Here is an 18,452-nt window from a genome sequence, read left to right on the forward strand (position 1 = left end):
CCCGGGGCGGGGGCCGTGGTCGCGGGGGACGCCGACGTGCGGGGCTTCCCCGAGGGACGGGTGGGGCCCGGAGCGCGGGCGGAATCGGTGTGACCGGCCGAGTCACCTCCCGTCCGGCGCGCCAGGGCCCCCACCGGCGCCCTACCGGATCACGCCGCCTTCACCTCGTACGCCGTCACCCGTACCGTCTCGTCGTCCAGGCACTGGCCCGACTCCAGGTCGAAGCGCTGCTTCAGGAGCGGGGAGGCGACGAAGGGGCGGCCCTGGTGGGTGCCGGTCAGGCCGCGGGAGAGGACGGCCGCGCCGGTGAAGGGGTCGCGGTTGTCGAGGGCGTAGAGGCGGCCGGTGCGGTCGGCGAAGACGGCGACCTGGTGACCGTCGGGGAGCAGGGCGGCCACTCCGCGGCCGGGGAGCAGCGCGCTCAGGTCGCAGACCGTGAACCAGTCGTCGGTGAGGCGGAGCTGGATCTTCAGATCGGTGGTCTCGAGTGCCAGGGTCATCGCGTGGCGCTTCCTTCCAGGATCTCGTCGGCGGGTCGCAGGCCGATGTTCAGCAGCGGGAGGTCGGGCTTCATCTGGTCGCGCTCGGGAACGAAGGCGACCACCGGGTCGGGGGTGTCGGGGGCGTTCACGAAGGACACGAACCGGGCCAGCTTCTCCGGGTCGTTGATGGTCTCGGCCCACTCGTCGCGGTAGTGCGAGACATGGGCGGCCATCAGGCCCTCCAGTTCGTCGCAGATGCCGAGCGAGTCGTGGACGACGACGTCCCGTACGTGGTCCAGGCCGCCGGGGACGCGGTCCAGCCAGACGCTGGTGCGCTCCAGGCGGTCGGCGGTGCGGATGTAGAACATCAGGAACCGGTCGATCAGGCGGATCAGTTCGGCGTCCGAGAGGTCCTGCGCGAGCAGGTCGGCGTGGCGCGGGGTGGCGCCGCCGTTGCCGCCGACGTAGAGGTTCCAGCCGCCCGCGGTGGCGATGACGCCGAAGTCCTTGGACTGGGCCTCCGCGCACTCGCGCTGGCAGCCGGAGACCGCGGACTTGAGCTTGTGGGGGGAGCGCAGCCCCCGGTAGCGCAGCTCCAGGTCGATCGCCATGCGTACGGAGTCCTGGACGCCGTAGCGGCACCAGGTCTGTCCGACGCAGGACTTCACCGTGCGCAGCGACTTGCCGTAGGCGTGGCCGGACTCGAAGCCGGCGTCGACCAGGCGGGCCCAGATGACGGGCAGTTGCTCCACCCGCGCGCCGAACATGTCGATCCGCTGGCCACCGGTGATCTTCGTGTAGAGGCCGAAGTCGCGGGCGATCTCACCGATCACGATCAGCTTCTCCGGGGCGATCTCACCGCCGGGGATGCGGGGCACGACCGAGTACGAGCCGTTCTTCTGCAGGTTGGCCAGGAAGTGGTCGTTGGTGTCCTGCAGCGCCGCCTGCTCGCCGTCGAGGACGTAGTTGCTGGCGCCGATCGTCGGGGCGAGGGAGGCGATGATCGAGCCGACCGTCGGCTTGCAGACCTCGCAGCCGTCGCCGCCCCGGGCGTCCTGGCGGCCGTGCCGGTCGAGCAGCTCCCGGTAGGAGGTGATGCGCAGGGCGAGGACGATCTCGTACAGCTCCTCGCGGGTCTGGGAGAAGCAGGCGCACAGGCCCTTGTCGACCTCGACGCCGCTCGCCTCCAGCTCGGCGTTGATCAGCTGGCCGAGGACCTTGACGCAACTGCCGCACGTCGTACCGGCCTTGGTGCACTTCTTCACCTCGGGCACGGTGGTGCAGTTGTGCTCGGTGACCGCCTCGCGGATCGTGCCCTTGCGGACGTTGTTGCAGGAGCAGATGATCGCGTCGTCCGGCAGCGCGGACGGGCCGAGCTGGACGGGCGCCCCGGCGCCGGCCGGCAGCACCAGCGACTCGGGCGAGACCGGCGGGACGGAGCCGGTGAAGGCCTTCAGCGTGCCGTACGCGTCCGCGTCGCCGATCAGGATGCCGCCGAGCAGCGTGCCGTCCCGGCCGATGACCAGCTTCTTGTACAGGCCGGCGCGGGAGTCGGAGTAGACGACGTCCAGGCAGTCGTCGGCGGTGCCGTGCGCGTCGCCGAAGGACGCCACGTCCACGCCGAGCAGCTTGAGCTTGGTGGACAGGTCGGCGCCGGTGAACTCCGCCTCGTCCTCGGCGATCGTCGCCGCGACCGTCTCGGCCTGCTCGTAACCCGGTGCCACCAGGCCGTACACCCGGCCGTCGGCGGCCAGCGCGCACTCGCCGATCGCGAACACGTGCGGGTCGGTGACCGTACGGCACTGCTCGTCGACCGCGATGCCGCCGCGCTCGCCGACGGTGAGGCCCGCGTCGCGGGCCAGCTGGTCGCGGGGGCGGACGCCGGCCGAGAACACCACCAGGTCGGTGGCGAGTTCGGATCCGTCCGACAGCTTCATGCCGGTGACCGCGCCGTCCTCGCCGACCACGATCTCCTGCGTGCCGACGCCGGTGTGGACGGACAGGCCCATGTCCTCGATGGTGCGCAGCAGCGCCGCGCCGCCGCCCTCGTCGACCTGGACGGGCATCAGCCGGGGCGCGAACTCCACGATGTGGGAGGTGAGTCCGAGGCCCTTGAGCGCGCCCGCCGCCTCCAGGCCGAGCAGACCGCCGCCGACCACGGCACCGGTCGTCGACTTCTTCGCGTACTCCTCGATCGCGAGCAGGTCCTCGATCGTGCGGTAGACGAAACAGCCCTCGGCGTCCTTGTTCGGCACCGGCGGCACGAACGGGTAGGAGCCGGTGGCCAGGACCAGGACGTCGTAGTCGACGACCAGCCCGGAGCGGGCCGTCACCGTGCGCGCCGCACGGTCGACCGTCTCCGCCGGGTCACCGGTGTGCAGCTCGATGCCGTGCTCCTCGAGGAACGCCGGGTCCGTCATGGACAGGTCCTCGGGCGTCTTCCCGGAGAAGTACGAGGTGAGCTGGACCCGGTCGTACGCCGGGCGCGGCTCCTCGCACAGCACGACCACGCGGTGCGTGGCGGTCAGGCCGCGCCCGGCGAGCGCCTCGAGGAAGCGCTGGCCGACCATGCCGTGGCCGACGAGCACGATGGTCGGTGTGTCCGTGGACATCAGGAGCCTCCGTCATTGGTGAGCAGGTGGAGCAGGGGCCCGCCGGCGGAGGGGAGCGGCTCTGCTCCCTCCCAGGCGCGCGCCAGGGCGCCGACGGTGCCGAGTTCGCCGACGAGGACCCCGCCGACCAGGCGGTCGTCGCGGACGACGACCTTGCGGTAGGTGCCCCGGGTGGCATCGGTGAGCTGGACGACGTCGTCGCCCGGCAGCGCCTCGGTCTCGCCGAAGGCGGCCAGGTCGAAGGGGCTGTCCTGCCCGGTGAGGGTGAGCCGGGTCAGGGAGCGGGTGCCGGTGTAGCGGGAGCCGGTGTCCCCGGCGAGCAGCGCGGCGAGCGCGTCGGCCTGTTCCAGCGCCGGGGCGGCGAGCCCGTACACCGTGCCGGCGTGCTGGACGCAGTCGCCGACGGCGTGGACGTACGGGTCGGAGGTGCGCAGCTCGTCGTCGACGACGACGCCCTTGCGGACCTCGAGACCCGCCGCCTGCGCGAGCCCGACCCGCGGGTGCACCCCGCAGGCCAGGACCACGAGGTCGGCGTCGAGGGCGTAGCCGTCGGCCATCTCCACCGAGCGGACCGCGCCGCCGACGCAGCGCACGTCCCGCACCCGGCACTCGGTGTGCACCTCCACGCCGAGGTCGGTCAGATGCCGCTCGACGAGCTTCGAGGCGGCCGGGTCCAGCTGGCGTTCCATGAGCCGCTCGGACTGCTGGGCGAGGACGACCTGAGCGCCGCGCACGGCGAGCGCGCGGGCCGCGGACACCCCGAGCAGCCCGCCGCCGATCACCACCGCCCGCACCCCTGGCCGTACCGCCTTGGCCAGGCCCAGGCAGTCGTCCAGGGTGCGGAACGCGTGCACGCCCTCGGGCAGCTCGTGGTCCGCGGTGCCCGAGGTGAACAGGCCGCGCAGCGGCGGCAGTACGGGGTTGGAGCCGGTGGCAAGGACGAGCCTGTCGTAGGCGATCACCGAGCCGTCCGCGCAGGCGACGGTCCGCCCGGCGCGGTCGATGCCGGTGACCCGGGCGCGGGTCAGCTCCGCGGGCGCCGGCAGGGCGATCACCTCGGGGCTGTAGCGTCCGGCCAGCACCTCGGCGAGCAGCACCCTGTTGTACGGGCGGTGCTCCTCCTCGCCGATCAGCGTCACGGGCGTGCCGAGCTCGCCGAGCCGCCGGGCGAGTCGTACGCCCGCGAGGCCGGAGCCGATCACCACCACACGATCGTTCGAGGTCATGTCCTTGAGCGTGCGGTGCGGGTGTTACCCGGTGGCATCACCTCTGTTTCCCGCGCGGAACGCTGCCCTCAGCAAGGGAGCGGCGCGGGTGTGAGGTGGCCGGCCCCGGCGGCAACCTCAACAAACGCTCATCTTGATGGACGCACCATCTATCTCCTCCTTAGGCTCACGGCCATGCCCGACATCTCCCTGACCACGGTCGTCCTGCTCTGTCTGGCCGCCCTCGCCGCCGGCTGGATCGACGCCGTGGTGGGCGGCGGCGGGCTGCTGCTCCTGCCCGCCCTGCTGCTCGGCCTGCCCTCCGGCACCCCCGCCGCGCACGCGCTCGGCACCAACAAGGCGGTCGCGATCGTGGGCACCACGGGCGCGGCGATCACCTACGCCCGCAAAGCACCGGTCGACGTGGGGACCGCCGTACGCATCGGCCTCGCGGCCCTCGCCGGATCGTCGGCCGGGGCCTTCTTCGCGGCCGGGATGAGCACCGAGGTCCTCAAGCCGGTGATCATGGTGGTGCTGCTCGCCGTGGCCGCCTTCGTGATCCTGCGTCCCGCCTTCGGCACGGCCCCCGCCACCGGCCCGGCCACCCGCCGCCAGATCCTCGCCGCGATCGGCCTGGCCGGCCTCGGCATCGGCTTCTACGACGGTCTCATCGGCCCCGGCACCGGCACGTTCCTCGTCCTGGCGCTCACCGCCCTGCTCCACCTCGACCTGGTCACCGCCTCCGCCACCGCGAAGATCGTCAACTGCTGCACCAACGCCGGCGCGCTCGCGATGTTCGCCTGGCAGGGCGCGGTGCTGTGGCAACTGGCGGCGCTGATGGCGGTGTTCAACCTGGCGGGCGGGACGCTCGGCGCGCACACCGCCCTGAAGAAGGGCAGCGGCTTCGTCCGCGTCGTCCTGCTGACGGTCGTCTTCGCCCTGGTGGCGAACCTGGCGTACGAGCAGTGGCTGGCCTGAGCGACACGCCGGGTGATCAAGGCGACCGACGCACATCCGTACGGGTTAGGCTCCAGCGCCGCTCCATGACGCGGGCGGCCGGTGCTGGGGAGCGCCGCAGAACAGAACAAGGGTGGGGAAGAAGATGGTCGAGGACGGCAGACCGTCCGGGACGCGGCCGCTGGGGAAGGCCGCGCTGGTGGTCGGAGCGGGCGCGCTGATCGGGCTCGCGGTGGAGTTCCACTGGCTGGGCTGGTCGTCCATTCCCGGCAACAGTTGTGGCGGCGGGCACCGGCCCTGCCCCGAGGGCACGACGCCGACCCTCATCCTGGCGTTCCTGTTCACCTTCGCGGGCGCCGTCGGGCTCATCGCCGCCCTCGCCGCGTTCACACAGGCCCGCCCGGGGAAGGCCGTACCCGGCGCGCTCGCCGCGGCGGGCGTGCTGATCGCGCTGTGGCCCGGCTGGCAGGCCTACCTCTGGATGCGCGGGCCGGTGCTCGACCACGTCTGGCAGGCCGGCCCGGACCGGCCCGCCAGCGTGCGCGGCGTCGGGGCCTGGACGGTGGGCGAGGACGGCGGCACCGTCGTACGCGCCCGGACCGACGCGCTGGTCGCGTACGACTCCGGCAGCGGGGACCGCGGATGGGTGCTGCGGGCGCCCGTGCGGGAGTCGGTGTGCGCGATGAGCGAGCGGATCGTCGACGGCGTGGGCCTGGTCGCCTTCGCACGGGACGAGAAGCCCTGCGACACCGTGTGGGGCGTCGACGTACGCAGCGGACGCAAGGTGTGGGAGCGGAACATCAGCGGCAGGACCGTGCTGTACGGCCGGGGCGGCGGCGGGCTGCTCACCGCCGACGCGGGCGTGGCCGTGGCGTCGGCCGAGCACTCGGTCCACGGGTACGGGCTCGCCGACGGCGCGGTGCGCTGGACCGCGAAACTCGTTCCCGCCGCCGGGACCGGGAGCGAGGACCACGTCGAGTGCGAGCCGGTGACGGCGTCCGCGGCCGGCGCCACCACCACGGTCGCCGTGACCTGCGGCAGTTACAAAGGCTTCCACTCGGCGTATCTCCTCACCCTCGACACCGCCACGGGCAAGGAACTGAGCCGGCGGGAACTCCCGGTCGAGAGCTACCTGAGTTCGGCCGCGGTGCTCTCCGCCGAGCCGTTCACCCTGCTGGTGCGGGAGGAGGACGAGCGCGGACTCGCCGCCGTGCTGTCCTACGGCGACCCGGGCGACCCGAAGCGGGAGCCGGTGACGATCCCGCTCACCGCCGACGAGGAGGACCTGGCCGTCACCGCGTCCGACCCCGTCTTCGCCGCCCGGCCGGTGTTCCGGGCCATGGTCGCCGACGGCACCCTGATCGTGGCAGCCGCGAAGCCGGAGGGCGACTACCCCGAGCAGGTCTCGGCCTACTCGCTGGACGACGGCCGGCGCCGCTGGCACACGGACCTGGGCACCACGGTCGTCGCCCTCGCCCCGGCGGGCCGGGACAGGGTGGCCGTACTCGGCGAGTCCCAGCGCCTGTGGACGCTCACCACCGATGACGGCACCCGGGTGGGCGAGGAGGACGGCACCACGGTGCGCGACATCTCGTTCAAGCTCGACAGCGGCCCGCAGCTGGTCCGGGCGGGCGACGGCTGGGTGATCGTCAACGCCGACGGCGACAACCGTCCCCCGGTGCTCGCGGTCGGTCCCTAGGGGGGTGTCGTTCGGATCAGGCCGGCTTCGGGCGACGGCGCCTCACAGCCGAGCCGGGCGGGGTCCGGTGCGTGCGGCCGCAAGGCGCAGGAGGGAGTCGACGCGGAGCGTCGAGGACCGACGGCAACGCCGCGATGTGCGTGCCGGACCCCGCGACCCCGGCAAGATCCAAACGACATCTCCTAGCCCCGCGGGCCGGGTCGGCGGCTGTCCGTCAGATGGGCGTACACCACGACGTTCCCCCGGTACCCGGTCGTCCGTGAGTAGCCGCCGCCGCAGGTGATGACCCGTAGCTCGGGGCGGGGCGCCGGGCCGTAGACCTTCCCGTCGGGGAAGTCCCGCGCGTCGTACACCTCGACGGCGTCCACCGTGAACACGGCGACGGTGCCGTCGCGGCGGTCCACCTCGACGGTGCCGCCCTTGCGCAGGGCGCCGAGGGAGTAGAAGACGGCGGGGCCGTCGGTGTTGTCGACATGGCCCGCGACGATCGCGGTGCCCCTCTCGCCGGGGGTGGTGCCGGCCTCGTACCAGCCGGCCAGGTTCTTCCGGTCGGCCGGGGGGACGTCGAGGCTGCCGGTGCTCGTCAGGCCGAGGCCGGTCAGGGGCGCGTCCACGTCGATCGCGGGGATGCGGATGCGGTCGGGAGGGGAGGGCGGCAGGGCAGGGGCCGAGGTCCGGCCCGCGCTGCGGTCGTCGTCCCTCGTGTGCGCCTGGGCGGCGGACGGCTGTGGCGGCGCCTGCGTCCCGGTCCCGTCGTGCAGCAGCCACATCCCCGAACAGAGGGCGGACACCGTGACGGCGGCTATCGCTGCGTTGCCCGGACCCCCGGTCCGGCGGAACCTGCGGCGCATGACGGACTGACCTCATCTCGAGTCGGCCCCCGTGCCCCCTCCGGGCCGCGAGGGGCGTCGGACCCGGAGGGGGAGGGGACATGCGGTACCGGCGGGACGGGCAGCGGAGGGTGCCCGTCAGATCCCGTCGCCTCTCGCCCGGCGATGCAGGAGCCAGGTACCGCCCGCGGCGGCGACGGCGAGAGCCGTCACACCGGCCGCGGTCTGCACGGGGTCGGGGCCCAGCGCGCCCCCGACCCCCGTCTTCACACTTCCCCGGGGAACCACCTGCTGAGCGTCGGGCGTCAGCGTGACCACCAGGTCACCGGCCGCCCGCCGGCCGCTCCCGTCACACGTCGCGACGATCTCGTACGTCCCCGGCTGCGCGCTCGGCGGCACCCTGAACTGTCCGATCACGTCCCGTTCGTGCGCGCTCGGCGCCAGCGTGAACCGGCCGGCGCCCACGGCGGTGGCGTCGCCCGCCGCCGTCCCGCCGTCGCCGCACGCCGCCGTGTTCACCGTGACGTGCGATCCCGGCGCGACCGAGGACGGGTACACCTCCAGGCTCCCCGTCGACGTGCCGGCGGCCTCCCCGGCGTACGCGGGCGCGCCGAGCAGCCCCGCGGTGGCCACGGCGAGCGCGGTACCGGTCACGCCGGTCAGCAGCCGGGCGGTACGTCGCATCGATGCTCCCTCGAGTGGGCCGCGGCCCGCGGCACCCCCATGTGCCGCCGTCGGACGCGTCCCTGCCCCTCCGAGGTAAGTGCCACCGGGGCCGTACCGCTTCCTGAGGAAGCGTCAGGACGCGGGCCGAACGGGTGTCGGACCGCACCCGGACGGCCGTTCCCTGCGTCGCGTTTCAGCAGGTCACCGCCGCCGCGCCGATCCGGTCGCGGTGAAGCACCCGAAGGTGCGGCGCACGGGGGTGAACGGGTGACCGGCGCGTTCGCGGGCATCGCCCGCAGGGGGCCGCGTCCAGGACACGCCCCCGCCGCTCCCCGCCCTCGACCGGCTTCCCCCGCGCCCGCAGCCGTGCGGCGACGGCGGGTGCGGCGACGTACACCCACGTCCGGACCGCCGTGCCGTCGCCGGCCCGGACGACGTCCCGCGCCACCCGCTCGTGGAGATGGCGCGGATCGCCCGGCACGTACTCCTCCAGCCGGTCCAGCTCGGCGAGCAGCCCCGTGTACGCCTCCGGCGGCGCGGTCACCGGCTCCCCGCTCACCGCGCCGCCCGACTCCTCGACGGCGTACGGATGTCCGGGCCCCTCGTACAGCACCGCGCCCCGGAGCCGGCCGGGTTCCTCGCGCAGGGTGCGGCCGCGCGGGAAGAGGTCGTGGTCGCGCTCGCCGGGGCGGAGGGCGCCGTGGACGAAGAAGGGGAGGATCACTCGTTCACCTGCGCGGACGGTCGGCGGAGCCCCTCTGCACGGAAGTGCCACCGGAGCCCTGCGGGAACGGTTCCCACCCCTCACACACCCTCACATTCGCGCTATGGACATGACAGACCTGGCGCCACTTGAATCGCGGTCGACACCAGCGCCGCCCCACCCCCCCCACCTGTGCCGGGGCGCCCGTTCCAGGAGACCGCTTGAGCCCGATACGGCAAGCCCGAGGTTCCCGACTCGTCACCGCCTGCGTGACCGTCACCAGCGCCGCACTGCTGGCCGCCGCACTCTCCCCCACCACCGCCGGTGCGGCCGGCCGCCCGGCCCGCACCACCGCCGCCGACCATGCCGCGGCCGTCCTCGCGGACCACGCCGCCGCCCTGGGGATCACCGCGGCCCAGCAGACGAAGGTCAAGGACGTCGTCGTCGACGAGGACGGCACCCGGCACGTCCGCTACGACCGCACCTACCACCGACTCCCGGTGCTGGGCGGCGACTTCGTACTGCACCTCGCCCCTGACGGCAGCTACCGCGGCGCCACCCGCGCCACCCGTGCCGCCGTCGACCTCCCCACCGTCACCCCGAAGCTCGCCGCACCCGGGGCCGCCGACCTCGCGGCGAACGCCCTGCGCGCCGCCCACCTCGGCGAGACCCTCAAGAGCCTCACCGCGAAACCCGAGTTGGTGGTCGACGCCCTGCACGGCACCCCCAGGCTGGCCTGGCGCACCGACGCGGTCGCCCAGGACTCCCTCGGCAACCCGGTCGCCCGCACCGTGCTGACCGACGCGCACACCGGCACCCGCATCGACGCCTGGGACAGCCTCGAGAACGCCTCCGGCGACGGCGAGTCCCTGTACGGCGGCACGGTCCCGCTGAAGACGACACCCACGGCGTCCGGATACGAGCTGAAGGACCCCACCCGCGGCGGAACCCACACCGGTGACGCGGGCAACAGGACCGACCTGTGCGTCCTCGTCGTCTGCCTCGACCGCGCCGCCGCCCCCGTCCTCACCGACGCCGACAACCACTGGGGCACGGGCGCCGCGTCCGACCGCGCCACGGTCGCGGTGGACGCGCAGTACGGCACCGATGTCACCTGGGACTACTACGAGGACGTCCACGGCCGCCGGGGCATCGCGGGCGACGGCAAGGGCTCGTACAACCGGGTGCACTACGGCAACGGCTACAACAACGCCTTCTGGGACGACCGTTGCTTCTGCATGACGTACGGCGACGGTGACGGCACGCAGATGGGCCCGCTGGTGTCGCTGGACGTGGCCGGGCACGAGATGACCCACGGGGTGACCTCGAAGACGGCCGGCCTGACCTACTCGGGCGAGTCCGGCGGCCTGAACGAGGCGACCTCCGACATCTTCGGCACGCTGGTGGAGTTCCACGCGGCGAACGCCGAGGACGCCGGTGACTGGCTGATCGGTGAGGAGATCGTCCGGGACGGCTTCGGCCGGGACGCCCTGCGGTACATGGACGAGCCGTCGAAGGACGGCCGGTCGGCGGACTGCTGGGACACCTCCGTCAAGGACCTCGACGTCCACTACTCGTCCGGAGTCGCCAACCACTTCGCCTATCTGCTCGCCGAGGGCAGCGGCACGAAGACCGTGGGCGGTGTCGCCCACAACTCGCCCACCTGCGACGGCTCCACGGTCACCGGCATCGGCCGCGCCAAGCTCGGCGAGATCTGGTATCGCGCCCTGACCGTCCACATGACCTCGTCGACCGACTACGCGGCCGCCCGCACGGCGACCCTGAACGCGGCCGAGGACCTCTACGGCGAGGGCGGCGCGGAGTACGCGGCGGTCGCGGCGGCGTGGAGCGCGGTCGGCGTGGGCTGACCGGCGCTCACGGCCTCCAGCCGTACCGCGCAGACCTTGAACTCCGGCATCCGGGAGGTCGGGTCGAGGGCCGGGTTGGTGAGGGTGTTGGCGCGGCCCTCACCGGCCCAGTGGAACGGCATGAAGACCGTGTCCGGGCGGATCGCGGTCGTGATCCTGGCCGGCGCCACCGCCCGTCCCCGCCGGGACACCACCGCCACCGGATCGCCCTCGGCCGCGCCGAGCCGCTCCGCCAGCCGGGGGTGCAGCTCCACGAACGGGCCGGGCGCGGCGGCGTTCAGCTCGTCCACGCGCCGGGTCTGGGCACCGGACTGGTACTGCGCCACGACCCGCCCGGTGGTCAGCAGCACGGGGTACTCGTCGTCGGGCTCCTCGGCGCTCGCCCGGTGCGACACCGGCGCGAACCGCGCCCGCCCGTCCTCGGTGGCGAACCGGTCGAGGAAGAGGCGGGGGGTGCCGGGGTGGACACCGGCCGCCGAGCCCTCGTCCGCCGGGCACGGCCAGAACACGCCGCTCTCGTCCGCCAGCCTGCGATAGGTGATCCCGGAGTAGTCCGCGGGCCCGCCCGCGCTGGCCCGGCGCAGCTCCTCGAAGACCTCCTCGGGGTCGGTCGGGAACCGCTTCTCCGGGTTCCCCTCCCCGCCCAGCCGCGCGGCCAGCTCGTGCATGACCTCCAGGTCGCTGCGGACGCCCTCCGGCGGCGTGATCGCACGCCGCCGCAGCAGCACCCTGCCCTCCAGGTTCGTCGTCGTCCCCGTCTCCTCCGCCCACTGCGTCACCGGCAGGACGACATCGGCGAGCGCGGCCGTCTCCGACAGCACGACGTCGCACACCGCCAGGAAGTCCAGCGAGCGGATCCGCCCCTCGATGTGCGCGGCGCGCGGCGCCGACACCACCGGGTTGGACCCCATCAGCAGCAGTGAGCGGATGTCCGTACCGAGCGCGTCGAGCAGTTCGTACGCGCTGCGCCCCGGCCCCGGCAGCGAGTCGGGGTCCACGCCCCACACCTCCGCCACATGGGCCCGCGCCGCCGGGTCGGTCAGCTTGCGGTAGCCGGGCAACTGGTCGGCCTTCTGGCCGTGTTCGCGCCCGCCCTGCCCGTTGCCCTGCCCGGTCAGACACCCGTACCCGGACAGCGGGCGGCCCGCCCGCCCCGTCGCCAGGCACAGGTCGATCCACGCGCCCACCGTGTCCGTGCCCTTGGACTGCTGCTCGGGCCCGCGCGCGGTGAGCACCATCGCGGCCTCGGGCCCGCAGAACAGCCGCACCGCCTCCCGCAGCCGGGGAACGGGCACACCGGTGATGCGCTCCACGTACTCCGGCCAGTGCGCCATCGCGGCGGCCCGGGTCTCCTCCCAGCCGCCGGTGCGCTCCTGGATGTACGCCTCGTCGGTGCGCCCCTCGGCGACGATCAGGTGCAGCAGACCCAGCGCCAGCGCGAGATCGGTGCCGGGACGCGGCGCCAGGTGCAGATCGGCCTGCTCGGCGGTCTTCGTGCGGCGCGGATCGACGACGATCAGCGTGCCGCCGTTCTCCCTCAGCTCGGTGAAGTACCGCATCGACGGCGGCATGGTCTCCGCCGGGTTCGACCCGACGAGAATCACGCACCCGGTCCGCGGAATGTCCTCCAGCGGGAACGGCAGCCCACGGTCGAGCCCGAACGCCTTGCCGCCCGCGGCCGCCGCCGACGACATGCAGAACCGCCCGTTGTAGTCGATCTGGGAGGTCCCCAGCACCACCCGCGCGAACTTCCCGAGCGAGTAGGCCTTCTCATTGGTCAGCCCGCCCCCGCCGAACACCCCGACCGCGTCCGCCCCGTACTCCGCACGCGTCCGCCCGAGCCCCTCGGCGACCCGCTCCAGCGCCTCCTCCCAGGAGGCCGGCACCAGCGCGCCCCCCTCGGACCGCACCAGCGGCGAGGTCAGCCGCACGCTCGACGACAGCACGGCGGGCGCCGTACGCCCCTTCCCGCACAGCGCCCCCCGGTTCACCGGGAAGTCCGCACGCTCACTCACCTCGACGGTCGTCCCGTCCGGGGTCGGCGTCAGGTTCATCCCGCACTGCAGGGCGCAGTAGGGGCAGTGCGTGGGCGTCACGGTGTCTCGCATACGGCCCAGGTTGCGCCGCCGGTGTTACGCACCGCGCCGGCCGCTGTTACACCCCGGGTACGGCGACCTCCCCGGCGTCCCCGGCCCGCCGTGAGGCGTCGGCGGGCTCCCCGCTCAGACGCCGACGAGCCGGATACGGTCACCGCACAGCCGGGACATGCCATCGATGTCGGACGTCAGTATGACCACCGGGCCGGGCTGGCGCAGTGCCATCTCGGCCACCGTCGCGTCGATCGCGTACTTGTGCCCGTGCAGGCCGGCGGCCTTGAGCAGCTCCGCCGCCGCTTTCGCCGCCTGCTCGGTCACCGGCTCGACCTTGACGCGGGACAGTGCCCACCGCAGCCGGGCCGTGTTCACCCGCGCGTGACTCACTTCCACGATGGTGTTGGCTCCGACAACGAAATCGGCACCCATCGCGTGGAACACCTGGAACATCGCGGCGATCTTGTGATCCTGGGCGATCCAGGCGGAGAGGCCCTCGGAGTCCAGGACGACGGTCTCGACATGCCCGCTCATGCCGCGCTCGCCGCCCCATCGGCATCGGTGTTCCCGAAGATCCGGGAGCGGGCCTCCGCCAGTTCCTCCTCGGTGAACGCTCCGTACTCCTCCCGATGGTGCAACAGGTCGGCCCCGAGCAGTTGGTGCCGCAGCTGACGCGCCACCGCTTCGGCGACGTAGCCGGAGACGTTGTCGGTGAGCTTCTTCAGTTCGGCGACCTGCTCCGTCGGGAGCGTCACCGTGATCCGCGTCGTGTCCGCCACGGACGTGAGCATACTGGAGTATGCGCGGTTCGTCAGTCCGACGTCCCCGGACGGTGGACGTCAGCCAGCGCCCGCTCCACCCCCGGCTCCCTCGGCCCGAGGAAGCGCGGGTCCGGGCGGAAGACGGCGTCCAGTGCCGCCTTCCCCGCCGCGAAGATCTCCCTGACGCCCCCGTAGTACCAAGTCACGTCGTGACGGTCGTCGACGCCGATGCCGTGCGAGGTGACTCCGGCCGCCTCGCACAGGGCCACCGCGCGGCGGATGTGGAAGCCCTGGCTGATCAGCACCGCACGGTCCACGCCGAAGATCCTCTTCGCGCGGACGCAGGAGTCCCAGGTGTCGAAGCCCGCATGGTCGCTGACGATCCGCGTGTCGGGGACACCGTGCTGGGTGAGGTAGGCACGCATCGCGTCCGGCTCGTCGTACTCCTCGCGGCTGTTGTCGCCGGTGACCAGGACCACCTCGATCCGCCCCGCGCGGTACAGCTCCGCCGCCGCGTCCAGCCGGTGCGCGAGATACGGCGACGGCTCCCCGTCCCACAGACCCGCGCCGAAGACCACGGCGACGTCGGTGCGCGGCACGTCGGTGGTGGTGCGCAGCCGGTCGTCCGTCGTCACGCGCAGCCAGGTCGCCGGCAGCAGCGCCAGCACGCACACCGCCACCGCCGCCCGCACCAGTCGCCGCTGCCCCGTACGGGTACGCGGCAGGCGCGGACGGTGAACACTGAAACGGAGCATCGGACGGGCCCTCCCCGGTCGGTCCTCGACCGTGAGAGACGCCCCGCCGAGCCCTCCGGTTCGCATCACGCACTGTGAGCAGCTTCACGGATCGGGGTGAAACGGCAGGTCACGCCGGCTCACATCCGCCGCTGTCCACATGGTGAACCGCTGGAAAACACTCGTCACGCCTGCGCAACGGGAAGGCAACGTCCCGCATCCACGATCGGTGCATGACGGCGTACCCCATGAACGACCGCGACACCCGGCCCGCCCTCGTCGTCGTGGCCCACGGCAGCCGCGACCCGCGCGCGCTGAGCACCGTACGGCAGCTCCTGGACCGCGTCCGCGCACTACGGCCGGGCCTGCCCGTGCACCTCGGCCACATCGAGCTGAACGCGCCCCTGCTCCCCGACACCCTCGCCGGGCTGGACGCGCGCGGCACCGGGGCCGCCGTCCTCGTACCGCTGCTGCTGAGCCGGGGCTACCACGTCAAGCGGGACATCCCCGAGATGGCCGCCGAGGCACGGCTGCACACGCGCGTGGCCGCCCCGCTCGGCCCGCACCCCCTGCTCGTGGACGCCCTGCACGCCCGCCTCACCGAGGCCGGCTGGCGCACCCCGGCGGACGCGGCGACCCGCCGCGCGAGCGGAGTCGTACTCGCCGCCGCGGGCTCCCGCGACCCCGGGGCGAGGATGGACACGGACCGCACCGCGCGGCTGCTCGCCGAACGGCTCGGCGTTCCCGTCGTCCCCGCCTACGCCTCCGCGGCGGCCCCCACCGTCCCCGACGCCGTACGGGCCCTGGCCGCCCGGGGCCGCCACCGCGTGGCCGTGGCCTCCTACTTCACGGCCCCCGGCCGCTTCGCCACGGAATGCGCGGCAGCGGCACCGTGGATCGCCTCCGCCCCCCTGGGCACCCACCCGGCGATGGCCCACCTGGTTCTCCACCGCTACGACCGGACCGTGAGGACTCCGTCCGCCACACCGTTGGAACTGGCGTCAGCCGTCTGAAGGGGCGCGGGATCGTGCCGGCATGCGGCTCCGCCGCGTGGGCGCGAAAAGAAGGGGGGCTGGGGGCGCAGCCCCGGGAACGGGAAGGGAAGGGGCGGCGGGGGCGAGGAAAACCGGATGCGTAAGGCCCCCGCTGTCACACCTCCCCCTTACTGTTCAGAACATGGAAGGCACCACACCCCCCACCGCATACGACCCGACGTCAGTCGCCCGCTGGGCCCTCGAACCCGACAAACGCCCCGGCCGCACCGCCTTCCAGCGCGACCGCGCCCGCGTCCTGCACTCCGCCTCCCTCCGCCGCCTCGCAGGAAAAACGCAGGTCGTCACCCCGGGAGAGCAGAGCCAGGTCTGGGACGCCAGTCCCCGCACCCGCCTCACCCACTCCCTCGAATGCGCCCAGGTCGGCCGCGAACTCGGCGCCGCCCTCGGCTGCGACCCCGACCTCGTGGAGGCCGCCTGCCTCTCCCACGACCTGGGGCACCCGCCTTTCGGCCACAACGGCGAACAGGCGCTGAACGAGTTCGCCGAGGACTGCGGCGGCTTCGAGGGCAACGCCCAGTCCCTCCGCCTCCTCACCCGCATCGAACCCAAACGCTTCACCCCCGAGGGCTCCGTCGGCCTCAACCTCACCCGCGCCGCCCTCGACGCCGCCACCAAGTACCCCTGGCCCCGCGGTGCCTACCCCACCGACCCGGCCTCCCCGAAATTCGGGGTCTACGACGACGACCGCCCCGTCTTCGACTGGCTCCGCGAGGGCGCCCCCGGCACCCGTACCTGCTTCGAGGCCCAGGTCATGGACTGGTCCGACGACGTGGCCTACTCGGTGCACGACGTGGAGGACGGCCTGCACGCCGGTCACATCGACCCGAACTGCCTGCACGCCGAGCCCGAACGCCGGGCGGTCCTCGCCGTCGCCGTCGGACGGTACGTCCCCGCCGACACCGACCCGGAAGAACTGGCGGAGGCCCTCGACCGCCTCCTCGACCAGGAGTGGTGGCCGCACGGCTACGACGGCACCGCCGTCGCCCAGGCCCGCCTCAAGGACGCCACCAGCCAGCTCATCGGCCGCTTCTGCCTCGCCGCCGAGGGCGCCACCCGCCAGGCCCACGGGGACGGGCGCCTCACCCGGTACGACGCCGAGCTGGTCGTACCGAGAAGCACCCGCATGGAGTGCGCGGTCCTCAAGGCGGTCGCAGACCGGTACGTCATGCAGCGTGCCGAACAGGAGCTGCTCCGCGCCGACCAGCGGATCGTCGTCCTCGAACTGGCCGAGGCGCTCACCTGCCGCGCCCCCGACGGCCTGGACCCCCAGTTCCGCGCCCTGTTCGACCGGGCCCCGGACGACCGCGCCCGCAAGCGCGTGATCGTCGACCAGATCGCGTCGCTCACCGACGCCTCGGCCCGCTCGCTTCACGCCCGTCTCCTGGGGCAGGCATGAGCTGTATGGCCTGATCGGGTCACTCCCCTTTCCGGCAACACCCTGCGTGCGGGACGCTCGCAGGTGGCGACACCCTTACGAGGAGGCATCGACGTGGTCGACGCGGATCAGACATTCGTCATCGTCGGAGGCGGACTGGCCGGCGCGAAAGCGGCCGAGACGCTGAGAGCGGAGGGCTTCACCGGCCGCGTGATACTGATCTGCGACGAACGCGACCACCCCTACGAGCGTCCGCCCCTGTCCAAGGGCTACCTCCTCGGCAAGGACGAACGCGACAGCGTCTTCGTCCACGAGCCCGCCTGGTACGCGCGCCACGACATCGAACTGCACCTCGGCCAGACCGTCGACGCCGTCGACCGCGGCGCGAAGACCGTCCGCTTCGGCGAGGACGGCACCGTCGTCCGCTACGACAAACTGCTGCTCGCCACCGGCGCCGAACCCCGCCGCCTCGACATCCCGGGCACGGACCTCGTGGGCGTCCACCACCTGCGCCGCCTCGCCCACGCCGAACGCCTCAAGGGCGTCCTGACCTCCCTCGGCCGGGACAACGGCCACCTGGTGATCGCCGGCGCCGGCTGGATCGGCCTGGAGATCGCGGCGGCGGCCCGCCGGTACGGCGCGGAGGTCACCGTCGTCCACCGGGGGCAGACCCCGCTGCACTCGGTCCTCGGCCCCGAGCTCGGCCAGCTCTTCGCCGACCTGCACCGCGAGCACGGGGTGCGCTTCCACTTCGGTGCCACGCTCACCGAGATCACCGGCCAGGACGGCATGGTCCTCGCCGCCCGCACCGACGACGGCGAGGAACACCCCGCGCACGCCGTCCTCGCGGCGATCGGCGCGGCCCCGCGGGTCTCCCTCGCGGAGGCGGCGGGTCTGGAGCTCGCCGACCGCGCGGCCGGCGGGGGCGTCCTCGTCGACGAACGGCTGCGTACCTCCGACCCGGACATCTACGCGGCCGGCGACGTCGCCTCCTTCCCGCACGCCCTCTTCGACACGCGGCTGCGGGTGGAGCACTGGGCCAACGCGCTGAACGGCGGCCCGGCGGCGGCCCGCTCCATGCTGGGCCGGGAGGAGATCTACGATCGCGTTCCCTACTTCTTCACCGACCAGTACGACCTGGGGATGGAGTACTCCGGGTGGGCGCCGCCGGGATCGTACGACCAGGTGGTCATCCGGGGCGATGCGGGGAAGCGGGAGTTCATCGCGTTCTGGGTGCGGGAGGGGCGCGTGCTCGCGGGGATGAATGTGAATGTGTGGGATGTCACGGAGCCGATCCAGGGGTTGATCCGGTCCCAGGACCCGGTGGACACGGAGGCTCTGGCGGACCCGCGCGTGCCGTTGGAGGGTCTTGTCGCCTAGGGGGTGTCGTTTGGATCAGGCCGGCTTCAGGCGAC

At 73.2% G+C, this 18,452-nt stretch carries 16 protein-coding genes; 6 read left to right on the plus strand and 10 right to left on the minus strand.

The window, feature by feature from the left end:
- Positions 1–149: 149 nt before the first annotated feature.
- The 3 genes from nirD to ACH4VX_RS00870 are packed head-to-tail and all read right to left on the minus strand — an operon-like array spanning position 150 to position 4,320.
- The gene (nirD, locus tag ACH4VX_RS00860; protein ID WP_398364748.1) at positions 150–500 is read right to left on the minus strand and encodes a nitrite reductase small subunit NirD; all 351 of its coding nucleotides are present in this window, start codon (positions 498–500) and stop codon (positions 150–152) included.
- A complete protein-coding gene (gene nirB / locus ACH4VX_RS00865; protein WP_398364750.1) occupies positions 497–3,094 on the minus strand; it encodes a nitrite reductase large subunit NirB in 2,598 nt (865 codons plus the stop codon). The genes nirD and nirB overlap by 4 nt, the downstream gene beginning before the upstream one ends.
- Positions 3,094–4,320, minus strand: coding sequence for an NAD(P)/FAD-dependent oxidoreductase (locus ACH4VX_RS00870; protein ID WP_398364752.1), 1,227 nt, complete (start codon positions 4,318–4,320; stop codon positions 3,094–3,096). Before ACH4VX_RS00870 ends, nirB begins: the two co-directional genes overlap by 1 nt.
- 174 nt (positions 4,321–4,494) lie before the next feature.
- On the opposite strand from ACH4VX_RS00870, the gene ACH4VX_RS00875 reads away from it, so the two are divergent.
- Positions 4,495–5,277, plus strand: a complete 783-nt coding sequence (locus tag ACH4VX_RS00875) for a sulfite exporter TauE/SafE family protein (RefSeq protein ID WP_398364754.1) — start codon at positions 4,495–4,497, stop codon at positions 5,275–5,277.
- A gap of 112 nt (positions 5,278–5,389) precedes the next feature.
- On the plus strand, positions 5,390–6,955 hold the full coding sequence (locus ACH4VX_RS00880) for a PQQ-binding-like beta-propeller repeat protein (RefSeq protein ID WP_398364756.1): 1,566 nt from the start codon (positions 5,390–5,392) through the stop codon (positions 6,953–6,955).
- Between the two features lie 182 nt (positions 6,956–7,137).
- Here ACH4VX_RS00880 and ACH4VX_RS00885 read toward each other — a convergent pair whose 3' ends face one another.
- From ACH4VX_RS00885 to ACH4VX_RS00895, 3 genes are all read right to left on the minus strand, one after another.
- Positions 7,138–7,806, minus strand: a complete 669-nt coding sequence (locus tag ACH4VX_RS00885) for a class F sortase (protein WP_398364758.1) — start codon at positions 7,804–7,806, stop codon at positions 7,138–7,140.
- A gap of 117 nt (positions 7,807–7,923) precedes the next feature.
- Positions 7,924–8,469 carry a hypothetical protein gene (locus ACH4VX_RS00890; RefSeq protein WP_398364760.1) on the minus strand — a complete coding sequence of 182 codons (546 nt, stop codon included), beginning with the start codon at positions 8,467–8,469 and terminating at the stop codon, positions 7,924–7,926.
- Positions 8,470–8,644: 175 nt separating this feature from the next.
- The gene (locus ACH4VX_RS00895; protein WP_398364762.1) at positions 8,645–9,175 is read right to left on the minus strand and encodes a gamma-glutamylcyclotransferase family protein; all 531 of its coding nucleotides are present in this window, start codon (positions 9,173–9,175) and stop codon (positions 8,645–8,647) included.
- 200 nt (positions 9,176–9,375) lie between these two features.
- Here ACH4VX_RS00895 and ACH4VX_RS00900 point away from each other — a divergent pair, with 200 nt between their 5' ends.
- Positions 9,376–11,022, plus strand: coding sequence for a M4 family metallopeptidase (locus ACH4VX_RS00900; protein ID WP_398364764.1), 1,647 nt, complete (start codon positions 9,376–9,378; stop codon positions 11,020–11,022).
- Here ACH4VX_RS00900 and ACH4VX_RS00905 read toward each other — a convergent pair.
- The 4 genes from ACH4VX_RS00905 to ACH4VX_RS00920 all read right to left on the minus strand — a co-directional run bounded on the left by ACH4VX_RS00905 (position 10,956) and on the right by ACH4VX_RS00920 (position 14,628).
- Complete coding sequence (locus ACH4VX_RS00905) at positions 10,956–13,130, minus strand: molybdopterin oxidoreductase family protein (protein ID WP_398364766.1); 2,175 nt, start codon at positions 13,128–13,130, stop codon at positions 10,956–10,958. The genes ACH4VX_RS00900 and ACH4VX_RS00905 overlap by 67 nt on opposite strands.
- A gap of 114 nt (positions 13,131–13,244) precedes the next feature.
- On the minus strand, positions 13,245–13,646 hold the full coding sequence (locus ACH4VX_RS00910) for a DNA-binding protein (protein ID WP_398364768.1): 402 nt from the start codon (positions 13,644–13,646) through the stop codon (positions 13,245–13,247).
- Entirely contained in the window at positions 13,643–13,891 is a 249-nt protein-coding gene (locus tag ACH4VX_RS00915; protein WP_398364769.1) for a hypothetical protein, read from the minus strand. The genes ACH4VX_RS00910 and ACH4VX_RS00915 overlap by 4 nt, the downstream gene beginning before the upstream one ends.
- A gap of 32 nt (positions 13,892–13,923) precedes the next feature.
- The gene (locus tag ACH4VX_RS00920) at positions 13,924–14,628 is read right to left on the minus strand and encodes a vancomycin high temperature exclusion protein (RefSeq protein WP_398364771.1); all 705 of its coding nucleotides are present in this window, start codon (positions 14,626–14,628) and stop codon (positions 13,924–13,926) included.
- A gap of 212 nt (positions 14,629–14,840) precedes the next feature.
- Between ACH4VX_RS00920 and ACH4VX_RS00925 the strand changes: the two genes are divergently transcribed.
- The 3 genes from ACH4VX_RS00925 to ACH4VX_RS00935 all read left to right on the plus strand — a co-directional run bounded on the left by ACH4VX_RS00925 (position 14,841) and on the right by ACH4VX_RS00935 (position 18,417).
- Positions 14,841–15,620: a sirohydrochlorin chelatase gene (locus tag ACH4VX_RS00925; protein WP_398364773.1), complete on the plus strand. Its 780-nt coding sequence runs from the start codon at positions 14,841–14,843 to the stop codon at positions 15,618–15,620.
- A gap of 163 nt (positions 15,621–15,783) precedes the next feature.
- Positions 15,784–17,058: a deoxyguanosinetriphosphate triphosphohydrolase gene (locus ACH4VX_RS00930; RefSeq protein WP_398364776.1), complete on the plus strand. Its 1,275-nt coding sequence runs from the start codon at positions 15,784–15,786 to the stop codon at positions 17,056–17,058.
- A gap of 93 nt (positions 17,059–17,151) precedes the next feature.
- On the plus strand, positions 17,152–18,417 hold the full coding sequence (locus ACH4VX_RS00935; protein WP_398364779.1) for an NAD(P)/FAD-dependent oxidoreductase: 1,266 nt from the start codon (positions 17,152–17,154) through the stop codon (positions 18,415–18,417).
- Positions 18,418–18,452 lie beyond the last annotated feature (35 nt).

Origin of the sequence: Streptomyces sp. NPDC020731, from assembly GCF_044334705.1 — a bacterium.
Lineage (GTDB): Bacteria > Actinomycetota > Actinomycetes > Streptomycetales > Streptomycetaceae > Streptomyces.